The 11,876-nt window shown below is 72.7% G+C and carries 11 protein-coding genes; 9 read left to right on the forward strand and 2 right to left on the reverse strand.

Translation table 11 applies throughout. From position 1 onward, the window contains the following. Positions 1-20: 20 nt before the first annotated feature. The 7 genes from rplU to LQ940_RS05965 all read left to right on the forward strand — a co-directional run bounded on the left by rplU (position 21) and on the right by LQ940_RS05965 (position 6,712). Positions 21-323 carry a 50S ribosomal protein L21 gene (rplU, locus tag LQ940_RS05935; protein ID WP_231241971.1) on the forward strand — a complete coding sequence of 101 codons (303 nt, stop codon included), beginning with the start codon at positions 21-23 and terminating at the stop codon, positions 321-323. Positions 324-356: 33 nt separating this feature from the next. Continuing rightward, the gene (gene rpmA, locus LQ940_RS05940) at positions 357-611 is read left to right on the forward strand and encodes a 50S ribosomal protein L27 (protein ID WP_091027082.1); all 255 of its coding nucleotides are present in this window, start codon (positions 357-359) and stop codon (positions 609-611) included. 97 nt (positions 612-708) lie between these two features. Beyond that, positions 709-2,244: a GTPase ObgE gene (obgE, locus tag LQ940_RS05945; RefSeq protein WP_231241970.1), complete on the forward strand. Its 1,536-nt coding sequence runs from the start codon at positions 709-711 to the stop codon at positions 2,242-2,244. Then, entirely contained in the window at positions 2,241-3,362 is a 1,122-nt protein-coding gene (gene proB, locus LQ940_RS05950) for a glutamate 5-kinase (protein ID WP_231241969.1), read from the forward strand. Before obgE ends, proB begins: the two co-directional genes overlap by 4 nt. 97 nt (positions 3,363-3,459) lie before the next feature. Then, the gene (locus tag LQ940_RS05955; protein ID WP_231241968.1) at positions 3,460-4,644 is read left to right on the forward strand and encodes a cysteine desulfurase family protein; all 1,185 of its coding nucleotides are present in this window, start codon (positions 3,460-3,462) and stop codon (positions 4,642-4,644) included. Then, on the forward strand, positions 4,641-5,726 hold the full coding sequence (gene mnmA / locus LQ940_RS05960) for a tRNA 2-thiouridine(34) synthase MnmA (RefSeq protein ID WP_231241967.1): 1,086 nt from the start codon (positions 4,641-4,643) through the stop codon (positions 5,724-5,726). Before LQ940_RS05955 ends, mnmA begins: the two co-directional genes overlap by 4 nt. Continuing rightward, positions 5,723-6,712: a methionine synthase gene (locus LQ940_RS05965; protein WP_231241966.1), complete on the forward strand. Its 990-nt coding sequence runs from the start codon at positions 5,723-5,725 to the stop codon at positions 6,710-6,712. Before mnmA ends, LQ940_RS05965 begins: the two co-directional genes overlap by 4 nt. A gap of 12 nt (positions 6,713-6,724) precedes the next feature. Here the strand turns inward: LQ940_RS05965 and LQ940_RS05970 are convergent, their stop codons facing one another. After that, a complete protein-coding gene (locus LQ940_RS05970) occupies positions 6,725-8,329 on the reverse strand; it encodes an MFS transporter (RefSeq protein WP_231241965.1) in 1,605 nt (534 codons plus the stop codon). Then, positions 8,326-8,961, reverse strand: coding sequence for a TetR/AcrR family transcriptional regulator (locus LQ940_RS05975; protein ID WP_231241964.1), 636 nt, complete (start codon positions 8,959-8,961; stop codon positions 8,326-8,328). The genes LQ940_RS05970 and LQ940_RS05975 overlap by 4 nt, the downstream gene beginning before the upstream one ends. Positions 8,962-9,171: 210 nt before the next feature. On the opposite strand from LQ940_RS05975, the gene ligA reads away from it, so the two are divergent. Further along, positions 9,172-11,313 carry an NAD-dependent DNA ligase LigA gene (ligA, locus tag LQ940_RS05980; protein WP_231241963.1) on the forward strand — a complete coding sequence of 714 codons (2,142 nt, stop codon included), beginning with the start codon at positions 9,172-9,174 and terminating at the stop codon, positions 11,311-11,313. A gap of 104 nt (positions 11,314-11,417) precedes the next feature. Next, positions 11,418-11,846, forward strand: coding sequence for a hypothetical protein (locus LQ940_RS05985; protein WP_231241962.1), 429 nt, complete (start codon positions 11,418-11,420; stop codon positions 11,844-11,846). The last annotated feature ends 30 nt before the right edge of the window (positions 11,847-11,876 follow it).

Below are 11,876 nucleotides of genomic sequence, written 5' to 3' on the forward strand. Positions count from 1 at the left end.
GACCTACGAAGGAGACCGCGGTGTACGCGATCGTGCGCGCAGGCGCCACCCAGCAGAAGGTCGCCGTCGGCGACGTCATCGAGATCGACAAGGTGACGACCGGCGTCGGCGAGTCGGTGACCCTTCCGGTGGTGCTGGTGGTCGACGGCGAGACCGTCACCTCGAGCGGTCTGGACAAGGCGTCGGTGACGGTCGAGGTCCTCGGCGCGACCAAGGGCCCCAAGATCATCATCCAGAAGTACAAGAACAAGACCGGCTACAAGAAGCGCCAGGGTCACCGCCAGAAGTACACCCAGGTCAAGGTCACCGACATCTCTCTCTGAGCTTCGCTCGAGACACACCCGAAGGACTACGAAATGGCTCACAAGAAGGGCGCCGCGTCCACCAAGAACGGTCGCGACTCCAACTCCCAGCGCCTCGGCGTCAAGCGGTTCGGTGGCCAGGAAGTCAACGCCGGCGAGATCATCGTCCGCCAGCGTGGCACCCACTTCCACCCCGGCAGCGGCGTCGGCCGCGGCGGCGACGACACCCTCTTCGCGCTCGTCGCGGGTGCGGTGGAGTTCGGCCGCAAGCGCGGCCGCAAGGTCGTCAACATCGTCCCGGGCGAGTGACCTGACGCTTTCCCGCACCACTTGCGCGCATAGGGCGTCCCTGGTCTCGGGGCCGCCCTTTCGCCATTTCTGCATCCTTACCCTCTGAGAGGCCACCATGGCAGTCCCCACCTTCGTCGACCGGGTCACGCTCCACGTGAGTGCCGGGCGTGGGGGCGACGGCGTCGCCTCGGTCCATCGCGAGAAGTTCAAGCCGCTCGGCGGGCCCGACGGCGGCAACGGCGGCCCCGGCGGCTCGGTCATCCTGCGGGTCGACCCGGACGTCACGACGCTGATCGACTACCACCACAGCCCGCACCGGCGCGGTGAGAACGGCGGCCACGGCGCCGGCGCACACCGCAACGGCTCGCACGGCGCCGACGTCGTCCTCCCCGTGCCCGACGGCACCGTCGTGACCGACGCCGACGGCAACGTCCTCGCCGACCTAGTCGGCCCGGGCACCGAGCTGGTCATCGCCCAGGGCGGGCGCGGCGGCCTCGGCAACGCGGCCCTCGCGAGCTCCAAGCGCAAGGCGCCCGGCTTCGCGCTGCTCGGCGAGCCGGGCGACGAGCTGGACATCGCACTGGAGCTCAAGGTGGTCGCCGACATCGGCCTGGTGGGCTTCCCCAGCGCCGGCAAGTCGAGCCTGATCGCCTCGATCTCGCGGGCCCGGCCGAAGATCGCCGACTACCCCTTCACCACCCTGGTGCCCAACCTCGGCGTGGTCACTGCCGGCGACACGACGTTCACCGTCGCCGACGTACCCGGCCTGATCGAGGGCGCCAGCGAGGGCCGTGGCCTCGGCCACGACTTCCTGCGCCACATCGAGCGCTGCGCGGCGCTGGTGCACGTGATCGACACCGCCACCATGGAGCCGGGCCGCAACCCCGTCGAGGACCTCGACATCATGGAGAACGAGCTCGCGCGCTACGGCGGCCTGGAGGACCGGCCGCGACTGGTCGCGCTCAACAAGATCGACGTCCCCGACGGCCGCGACATCGCCGACATCACCATCGAGGACCTGCGGGCCCGCGGGCTGCGGGTGTTCCCGGTCTCGGCCGCCAGCGGCGAGGGGATGCGCGAGCTGACCTTCGCGATGGCCGAGATCGTGATGGCGGCGCGTGCCGAGCGCGAGGTCGTCGAGGCGCAGCGGATCGTGCTGCGCCCGCCGAGCGCCGATGGCGGCGACGACTTCACGGTGACGCCCACCGAGGACGGGTGGCGTGTGCGCGGCACCAAGCCGGAGCGGTGGGTGCGCCAGACCAACTTCAGCAACGACGAGGCCGTGGGCTTCCTCGCCGACCGGCTCAACCGGCTCGGGGTCGAGACCCGGCTGCTGCAGCTCGGCGCCGAGCAGGGCGACACCGTCATCATCGGCCAGGACGACAACGCGGTGGTCTTCGACTTCAAGCCGGGCATCGACGCCGGCGCGGAGAACCTCGCCCGCCGCGGCGAGGACGAGCGGTTCGAGGAGAAGCGTCCCGCCCACGGCCGCCGCCGCGCGATCGAGGAGGCCATGCCCGAGCGCGGGGAGAACGAGACCCGCGCCGACGTGGCCCGCCGCCTCGACAAGCCGGAGAAGTTCGGGCCCAAGGCCTACACCATCGGCTCCGCCGACGACCCCGACTGGGCTGAGAGCGACCCCGACGCATGACCACCGGCCCGCGGGCAGTGGTGAGCGACGCCCGCCGGATCGTCGTGAAGGTCGGCTCGTCGTCGCTCACCACCGCCGCCGGCGGGATCGACCCGGCGACCGTCAGTCGCCTCGTCGACGTCCTGGCCGCGGCGCGCACCCGCGGCGCCGAGGTCGTGCTGGTCTCGTCCGGTGCGATCGCCGCGGGGCTCGCACCGCTCGGGCTGAAGCGGCGCCCACGGGCCCTCGCGGCCCAGCAGGCGGCCGCCTCGGTCGGCCAGGGGCTGCTCGTCCACCGCTACACCGAGGAGCTCGCCCGCCACGGCGTCGTCGCCGGACAGGTCCTGCTCACCCTCGACGACGTGACCCGCCGCTCGCACTACCGCAACGCCTTCTCCACCTTGGCCAAGCTGCTCGAGCTCGGCGTGCTCCCGATCGTCAACGAGAACGACACGGTGGCGACCAACGAGATCCGCTTCGGCGACAACGACCGGCTCGCCTCGCTGGTCGCGCACCTGGTGCACGCGGACCTGCTGGTGCTGCTCTCCGACGTCGACGGCCTCTACGACGCCGACCCGCGGCAGCCCGGCGCCGCGCTGGTGCCCGAGGTGACGTCGTACGCCGAGCTCGAGCACGTGCAGATCGGCCGCGCCGGCGCGGCCGGCGTGGGCACCGGCGGCATGCAGACCAAGATCGAGGCGGCGCGCATCGCGACCGGCGCCGGCATCCCGGTCGTCCTCGCCGCCGCCGGCCAGGCCGCCGCTGCGCTGGCCGGTGACCCGGTCGGCACCCTCTTCCACGCCACCGGCCGTCGTCGCCCCACGCGCCTGCTGTGGCTCGCCCACGCCACCGACCCCCAGGGCACGCTGGTGCTGGACGCCGGGGCCGTCCGTGCCGTCGTCGAGCGCCGCGCCTCACTCCTGGCCGCCGGCATCACCGGCGTCCTCGGGCGCTTCACCGCCGGCGACCCGGTCAACCTGGCCGGCCCCGACGGCGCCGTCGTCGCGCGCGGGCTGGTCAACTTCGACGCCGACGAGGTGCCGCAGCTGCTCGGCCGCAGCTCGCAGGACCTCAAGCGCGACCTCGGCGCGGCGTACGAGCGCGAGGTCGTGCACCGCGACGACCTGGTGCTGCTGTAGGACCGCCCCCGGGATACCCGGGCAGCCGGTATCCATCCCGCCTCGACCGGCTCTGCCGACCGGCCGCGGAAGGCCGCGCCGTACGCTGGACCATGACATGAGCGCCACCAGCCCCGACCGGGTCGTCTATCTCGACCACGCCGCCACCACCCCGATGGTGAAGCCGGCCGTGGAGGCGCTCACCGCGCACCTGCTGGACGTCGGCAACCCGAGCTCGCTGCACGCCTCGGGACGCCGGGCGCGCCGGATCGTGGAGGAGTCGCGCGAGACCATCGCCCAGGCGCTCAACTGCCGCCCCGGCGAGGTGGTCTTCACCGCCGGCGGCACCGAGGCCGACAACCTCGCGCTCAAGGGCATCTACTGGGCCCGCCAGGCCGCCGACCCCCGCCGCAACCGGATCCTGGTCACCGCCATCGAGCACCACGCCGTCCTGGACCCGGTCTTCTGGCTCGGCGAGGACGAGGGCGCCCAGGTCGACCTGGTGCCTGTCGACCGCGACGGGCGGGTCGACCTCGACGCGCTGCGCGTCCTCGTCGAGCGGGAGCCGGAGACCGTAGCGCTGCTCTCGGTCATGTGGGCCAACAACGAGGTCGGCACCGTGCAGCCGATCGACGAGGTCGTGGCGCTGGTCGCCGAGTACGGCATCCCGGTGCACACCGACGCCGTGCAGGCCGTCGGGACGGTGCCGATCGACTTCGCGAAGTCGGGCGTCGACGCGCTCACACTGACCGGCCACAAGCTCGGCGGACCCTACGGCGTCGGCGCGCTCGTCGTACGCCGCGAGCTCGAGGTCACCGCGCTGGTCCACGGCGGCGGCCAGGAGCGCGACATCCGCAGCGGCACCATCGACACCCCGGCCATCGCCGGCTTCGCGGCCGCGGTCGAGCTCGCGGTGAAGCACCAGGCCGAGCACGCCGCCCGGGTCGCCGCGCTGCGGGACCGGCTGATCGCCGGTGTGCTCGAGGCGGTTCCCGACGCGATCGTCAACGGCGACCCCGTGCACCGGCTGCCCGGCAACGCCCACCTCAGCTTCCCGGGCTGCGAGGGCGACTCCCTGCTGATGCTGCTCGACGCCCGCGGCATCGAGTGCTCCACCGGCTCGGCCTGCTCGGCCGGCGTGCCGCAGCCCTCCCACGTGCTGCTGGCCATGGGTCGCGCCGATGACGAGGCGCGCAGCTCGCTGCGCTTCTCGCTCGGCCACACCTCGGCCGAGGCCGACGTCGAGGCGCTCATCGAGGCGATCGGCCCGTGCGTCGAACGGGCCCGGGCAGCATCCCGATGAGAGTCCTGGCCGCCATGTCCGGCGGCGTCGACTCGGCGGTCGCCGCGGCCCGCGCCGCCGACGCCGGCCACGACGTCACCGGCATCCACCTGGCGCTCTCGCGCAACCCGGCGTCGTACCGCTCCGGCGCCCGCGGCTGCTGCACGATCGAGGACAGCAACGACGCGCGCCGCGCGGCCGATGTCATCGGCATCCCCTTCTACGTGTGGGACCTCAGCGAGCGCTTCCACGAGGACGTGGTCGAGGACTTCATGGACGAGTACGCCGCCGGCCGCACACCCAACCCGTGCCTGCGCTGCAATGAGAAGATCAAGTTCTCGGCGGTGCTCGACCGCGCGCTGGCACTGGGCTTCGACGCGGTCGCCACCGGCCATTACGCGCAGCTGCGCACCGGAGCCGACGGGCTGATCGAGATGCATCGCGCGGTCGACCACGGCAAGGACCAGTCCTACGTCCTCGGTGTCCTCGACCAGCACCAGCTCGCGCACTCGCTGTTCCCGCTCGGCGACTCGCCCAAGTCGGCGGTGCGCGCGGAGGCGGCCGAGCGGGGACTGCTGGTGGCCGACAAGCCCGACAGCCACGACATCTGCTTCGTCGCCGACGGCGACAACGCCGGCTGGCTGCGCGAGAAGCTCGGCGACCGGGCGCCCAACCACGGCGGGGCGATCGTCGACGACGCCACCGGTGAGGAGCTGGGCCGCCACGACGGCACCTACGGCTTCACGATCGGGCAGCGCAAGGGGCTGCGGCTCGGCGTGCCTGCGGCCGACGGCAAGCCGCGCTTCGTGCTCGACATCGAGCCGGTCTCCGGCACGGTCACGGTCGGTCCGCGCGATCGCCTCGCGGTGCACCGGCTCAGCGGGATCAAGCCGCGCTGGTGCGGCAGCGTGCCGGTGCGCCTGGACGCCACCGTCCAGCTGCGCGCCCACGGCGACGAGCACCGCGCGGTCGTGGCGACCGACGGCGAGCACGTCGACATCGAGCTGCTCGACCCGGCCTTCGGCATCGCGCCGGGCCAGGCCGCCGTCATCTACGACGGCAGCCGGGTTGTCGGCTCCGCGACCATCGCGGCCACCGCATGATCGCCACCGGCGTCGGGTCGATGCCCGGCGGAGACCAGGCGTCGTACGACGAGGCGGTGCGGGTGGTCCTCGGGGAGCTGACCGACCTGCCGCACCTGCCCGAGGTGCCGGGTCGCGGCGCACCCGCCGGCATGCTCGGGCGCGCCTTGGCCGTGACCGACGGTCTCGGCGTCGACCTGCAGCCGGCCGGCTGGCGGCTCACCGACGCCTCCGGGGTCGACCATCGCCGCGCGCGCAGCCTGCTCGCGCAGGACCTCGACGGTCTCGAGGAGCGGGCCCAGGGGCTGACCGGGAGCTTCAAGGTGCAGGTCGCCGGCCCGTGGACGCTCTCCGCGAGTGTCGAGAAGCCGCGCGGCGACAAGGTGCTCTCCGACGTGGGTGCGCGCCGCGACCTCGCCCAGTCGCTCGCCGAGGGCGTGCGCAGCCACGTCCGCGACCTGCGACGGCGGTTGCCGGGCGTCGAGCGGCTGGTCGTCCAGGTCGACGAGCCGTCGCTGGCCGCCGTGCTGGGTGGCCGGGTGCCCACGGCGTCGGGCTTCGGCCGACACCGCACCGTGCACCCGCCCGAGGCCTCCGAGCACCTCCAGTGGGTCCTGGAGGCCGTCGCCGCCGAGGACGCCGAGCCCTGGGTGCACTCCTGCGCCCCCGAGACCCCGTGGGCGCTGCTGCGCGGCGCCGGCGCTCGCGGGCTCTCGGCCGACCTCGACACGCTCTCCGCGCGCGACCACGAGGCATTGGCCGAGGCGCTGGACGCGGGGGAGACGGTCGTCCTCGGCGTCGTCTCGTCACGCGAGCCCGCCACCGCGCCCACCGACACCGAGGTCACCGAGCGGGTGCTGCGCTGGCTCGACCTGGTCGGCCTGGACGTCGCCACCCTCGGCGACACGCTCGTCCTCTCGCCCACCTGCGGCCTGGCCGGCGCGACGCCCGGGTGGTCGGGGCCGGCGCTGCGCCTGCTCACCGCGAGCGCGCGCCACCTGTCCTGAGCCTGAGCGGCGTCAGCCGACGTGGACCCCGCTCTCGGGGCCGTCCGTGGCGAGCTCCTCGTGCTTGACGTTGAGGAAGGCCCAGATGGCCACCGAGCCGATCGCGATCAGCCCTGCGCCGACCAGGAAGGCCGCCGCCGCGCCCTCGGTGAACGAGCCGAGGAAGGCCAACCGCCCCGCATCGACGGGTGGCAGGCCCCGGGCGACCAGGTCGCCGGCGAGGGCGCTCTTGGTGCCCTCGGCGTAGTGCAGCGAGACCGTGCCCAAGATGGCCAGGCCGAGCGCGCCGCCGACCTGCTGCATCGTGTTGAGCACCCCCGACCCGATGCCGGAGTCCTCGGCGCGCAGGTGGTGCACCGCGGTGAGGGTGAGCGGCACGAACACCATGCCCATGCCGACCGACATCAGCATGATGAACGGGAAGATCGCGGTCCAGTAGTTGACGTCGGCGCCCAGCGGGTTGTCCGGGGTCACGGCCAGGAGGGCCTCGGTGCTGGTCGGGACGTCGAGCATCGAGAAGCCCACGAGCGCGGCGACGGACATGATCGTGCCGACGCCGGCGATGTAGCGCGGGTTGATCCGGTTCACCAGGTTGGAGGAGAGCGCCGCGCCGAACACGATGCCGACCGAGAACGGCAGGAACGCGAAGCCCGTGCGCAGGGGGCTGTAGCCCACCACGAGCTGGATGAAGAGGCTCAGGAAGTAGAACATCGCGAACATCGCCGCCGGGACCAGCGCCATCACCAGGAAGCTGGTGGCGCGGGTGCGGTTGGCGAAGACCCGGACCGGCAGCAGCGGGTGCTTCACCCGCGACTCGATGAGGGCGAAGACCGCGAGCAGCACGACCCCGGCGGCCAGTGACGCGATGGTCCACGTGTCACCCCAGCCGTGCGCCTCCTCGCCGGCGCGGCTGAAGCCGTAGACCAGGCCGAGCAGGCCCAGCGTGCCGGTGATGGCGCCGGGGACGTCGAGCTGGCCCGGGTGCGACTCGGACTCGTTGAGGAAGCGCGGCGCCAAGAACGCCGCCACGAGGCCGATCGGCACGTTGATCAGGAAGGTCCAGCGCCAGCCCTCGAGGCCCAGGACCGGGTCGAGGCCGGTGAGCCAGCCCCCGAGGATGAGACCGACCGCGGCGCCGGCGCCGGACATGGCGGCGTAGACGGCGAACGCCCGGTTGCGGGGCGGGCCGGCCGGGAACGTCGTCGTGATCAGGGCGAGCGCCGCGGGGGAGGCGAGCGCTGCGCCGAGGCCCTGCAGTCCTCGCGACCCGAGCAGCAGCGCCTCGTTCTGGGCGAACCCGCCCAGGAGCGAGGCGACGGCGAAGACGACCAGGCCGACCATGAAGATCCGGCGGCGACCGTAGAGGTCACCGAGCCGGCCGCCGAGGAGGAGCAGTCCTCCGAAGGCCAGGGCGTAGCCGGTGACGATCCAGGTCAGGTTGGCCTGGTCGATGCTCAGGTCCTCGCCGATGAACGGCAGGGCGATGTTGGCGATGGAGGCGTCGAGCACCACCATCAGCTGGGCCATCGAGATGAGCACCAGAGCCCACCCGAGGTGGAGCGTGCGCTCCTGTGTGGGCTCCGGGGTCTGCCCCCCGGCCGTCTTGACGTCGGTCATGAGTCTTCTTTCGTGACGGGCTGGGACTGCGCGCCGCAGGTGGCGGCGGGCAGGACGATCTGGTCGATGACACGGGTGACGAGGTCCTCGTCGGGGAGCTCCCCGAGCAGGAACAGGCGGTGCAGGACGATGCCGGGCACGGCGGTCGCGAGCAGGTCGACGTCGACGTCCGGGCCGAGCTCGCCGCGGGCCTGCGCCCGCTCGTAGACGAGCCGGCTCGTCTCGGCCTTGGGGGCGATGAAGTCGGCGCGGAACTTCTCCGCGAACGACGCGTCCCGGCTGATCGCGGTCAGCACGCTGGCGACGACCCCGATCTGCCGGGTGTCGGTCAGCCCCCCGATGCCGCAGAACGAGGCGACCAGGTCGCCGCGCAGGCTGCCGGTGTCGGGCGCCGCGAACTCGTCCTTCTGGGCCATCAAGGCGTCGATCACGAGGCTGGCCTTGTCGTTCCACCGCCGGTAGAGCGTCGCCTTCGACGCCCGGGCCCGGGCCGCGACGGCGTCCATCGTGAGCCGGTCGTAGCCGACCTCCGCGAGCGCCGCCAGGGCGGCCTCGAGGATCTCCTGCTCCCGGTCGCCCTCCACCCGGGGTCGCTGGGCGGCCCGCTCGCTGGGGGTGTCGACGTCGGTCATGGTGTCCTCCTCCGCGCTCGCATCCATGAAACGGAACTGTTCCGTTTCATCCCGAACACCCTAGGCACGTGACCCATTCCCCGCCAAGAGGTTTTTCTTTTCCGTTGGTTGAAATCCCGGTGGCGGGCGTCCCGCCGCGTGTGCTGGGGACCGCGGCCGTGCCCGGACCGGCCTGTCGGCACCGTCGGTGGCAGGCGGCAAGATGTCCCCATGAGCGACGCCGCCGAGGAGCCGACTGCTGCCCCGACCCCCGCGACCCCCGAGGCCCGCGACGAGCACCAGCAGCTGGTCGAGCAGGTCGAGGACGCCCGCTGGCGCTACTACGTCCTCGACGACCCCACGCTCTCCGACGCCGACTTCGACCGTCGGCTGCGGCGCCTCGAGGAGCTGGAGGAGGAGTTCCCGGAGCTGCGCACGCCCGACTCCCCGACGCAGAAGGTCGGGGGAGCGGTCTCGACCGAGTTCACCGCGGTGGACCACCTGCAGCGCATGGAGTCCCTCGACAACGCGTTCTCCTACGACGAGCTCGCCGGTTGGCACGCCCGGCTGGCCCGCGACGGCGTCGCGTCGCCCGACCTGCTCTGCGAGCTCAAGGTCGACGGCCTCGCGATCAACCTGCTCTACGAGAAGGGCCGCCTGGTGCGCGCGCTCACCCGTGGCGACGGCCGCACCGGCGAGGACGTCACGCCCAACGTCAAGACTATCGACTCCGTGCCGCACCGGCTGCAGCCGTCCGAGACCCACGCCGTGCCCGACCTGCTCGAGGTCCGCGGGGAGGTGTTCCTGCCGCGCGACGCGTTCGAGCGGCTCAACGAGTCGATGACCGACGCCGGCAAGCCGATGTTCGCGAACCCCCGCAACGCCGCCGCCGGCTCCCTGCGGCAGAAGGACCCCCGCGTCACCGCCACCCGCGCCCTGGGGATGGTCTGCCATGGCATCGGCGCGCGGCAGGGCTTCGAGCCCACGGCGCAGTCGATGGCCTACGACGCCCTGCGCGCGTGGGGGCTGCCGATCTCCGACCAGGTGCGGGTCCTGCCCACGCTCGAGGAGGTCCAGGCCTACATCGCCCACGCCGGCGAGCACCGGCACACGATCGTGCCCTACGAGATCGACGGCGTCGTGGTCAAGGTCGACGACGTGTCCCTGCAGCGGCGCCTCGGCTCGACCAGCCGTGCGCCGCGCTGGGCGATCGCCTTCAAGTACCCGCCCGAGGAGGTCAACGCCGAGCTCCTCGACATCCGGGTCAACGTCGGCCGCACCGGCCGCGTCACGCCGTACGGCGTGATGGTGCCGACGCTCGTGGCCGGGTCCACCGTCGAGAACGCCACCCTCCACAACGCCCACGAGGTCCGGCGCAAGGACGTCCGCCCCGGCGACACCGTCATCCTGCGCAAGGCAGGCGACGTGATCCCCGAGATCCTCGGCCCGGTGCTGGCGCTGCGGCCGGAGGGCCTGCCCGAGTGGGTGATGCCCACCGAGTGCCCTGCCTGCGCCACCCCGCTGGCTCAGCAGAAGGAGGGCGACAAGGACCTGCGCTGCCCCAATCACCAGTTCTGTCCGGCCCAGGTGCGCGAGCGGGTCTTCCACGTCGCCGGCCGCGGCGCCTTCGACATCGAGGGGCTCGGCTACGAGGCGGCCACGGCGCTGCTCGAGGCCGAGGTCATCGGCAACGAGGGCGACGTGTTCGACCTCGACGAGGACCGCCTGCTGCGCACCGATCTGTTCACCCGCGCGGCCAAGAAGACCGAGGCCGACCACGCCGTGGCGGGCCGGGTGCTGTCGGCCAACGGCCGCCGGCTGCTCGACAACCTGGACCAGGCCAAGTCCGTGCCGCTGTGGCGGGTGCTGGTCGCGCTGTCCATCCGCCACGTCGGCCCGACCGCAGCTCGGGCCCTGGCCCAGGAGTTCGGCTCCATGGCGGCGATCCGCGGCGCCACCGAGGCCGAGCTGGCCGCCGCCGAGGGGGTCGGGCCGACGATCGCCGAGGCGGTCATCGAGTGGTTCGCCGTCGAGTGGCACCGCGAGATCGTCGACAAGTGGGAGGCCGCCGGAGTCACCATGGTGGACGCCCGCGACGAGTCAACCCCCCGCACCCTCGAGGGGCTGAGCATCGTGGTCACCGGCTCGCTCGTCGACTTCTCCCGCGACTCCGCGAAGGAGGCGATCCTCAGCCGCGGGGGCAAGGCCTCCGGCTCGGTGTCGAAGAAGACCGACTACGTCGTCGTCGGCGAGAGCGCCGGCTCCAAGGCCGACAAGGCCGAGCAGCTGAAGGTGCCGATCCTCGACGAGGACGGCTTCAAGCGGCTGCTGGAGCAGGGCCCGGAGGCTCCCGAGCCGGACGAGGGCGACTGAGCGCGGGCCGGTCCGTGGCCGATCCTTGCCGCGACCGGATTCGGTCAGCCGCCGTGCGGAGATTTCACCCCGAGCCCGTCCGCAGCCGTGCCACAGTGCCTCCCATGATGACCACGACGCGAGCCATCGGGGCAGCCATCGCCGCCTCCGTCCTCCTGATTCCGACCCACGCGGCGAGCGCCGCTCCCGACGACGCCGCCCGCGCCGGCAAGAACTTCCAGAAGGTGATGGGCCTCTCCGGCGCCGAGCTGCAGGCCTGCAAGACCCGGGCCGGCGCGGGCAAGTACCGCGTGTTCGCCCGCCTGGACAACCGCAAGGGCGCCGGGCCCACCGGTGGCCAGGTCAAGGTCCTCAACAAGGGCGAGGCGACCAAGCAGAAGTTCAACTCCGGCCTGGTCGGGAAGGGCAGGATCTCCAGAGTCGGCTCCGTCGTCATCGCCGACAAGCCCGGCTTCCGCCTCGAGGTCTCGGTGTTCCAGGCCGCGATGGGCAACGGCGGCACCCGCGCGCTGGCCAAGATCAAGCCCTGCTGACCCGCCACGACCCAAGGAGGGCCGCTCGCC

It is taken from the genome of Nocardioides sp. cx-173 (genome assembly GCF_021117365.1).
Classification (GTDB): Bacteria; Actinomycetota; Actinomycetes; order Propionibacteriales; family Nocardioidaceae; genus Nocardioides.

Excerpts from the sequence above, each read along its gene's own strand:
- rpmA (WP_091027082.1), top strand. The coding sequence starts at position 357 with ATGGCTCACAAGAAGGGCGCCGCGTCCACCAAGAACGGTCGCGACTCC.
- obgE (WP_231241970.1), top strand. The coding sequence starts at position 709 with ATGGCAGTCCCCACCTTCGTCGACCGGGTCACGCTCCACGTGAGTGCC.
- proB (WP_231241969.1), top strand. The coding sequence starts at position 2,241 with ATGACCACCGGCCCGCGGGCAGTGGTGAGCGACGCCCGCCGGATCGTC.
- LQ940_RS05955 (WP_231241968.1), top strand. The coding sequence starts at position 3,460 with ATGAGCGCCACCAGCCCCGACCGGGTCGTCTATCTCGACCACGCCGCC.
- mnmA (WP_231241967.1), top strand. The coding sequence starts at position 4,641 with ATGAGAGTCCTGGCCGCCATGTCCGGCGGCGTCGACTCGGCGGTCGCC.
- LQ940_RS05965 (WP_231241966.1), top strand. The coding sequence starts at position 5,723 with ATGATCGCCACCGGCGTCGGGTCGATGCCCGGCGGAGACCAGGCGTCG.
- LQ940_RS05970 (WP_231241965.1), bottom strand. The coding sequence starts at position 8,329 with ATGACCGACGTCAAGACGGCCGGGGGGCAGACCCCGGAGCCCACACAG.
- LQ940_RS05975 (WP_231241964.1), bottom strand. The coding sequence starts at position 8,961 with ATGACCGACGTCGACACCCCCAGCGAGCGGGCCGCCCAGCGACCCCGG.
- ligA (WP_231241963.1), top strand. The coding sequence starts at position 9,172 with ATGAGCGACGCCGCCGAGGAGCCGACTGCTGCCCCGACCCCCGCGACC.
- LQ940_RS05985 (WP_231241962.1), top strand. The coding sequence starts at position 11,418 with ATGATGACCACGACGCGAGCCATCGGGGCAGCCATCGCCGCCTCCGTC.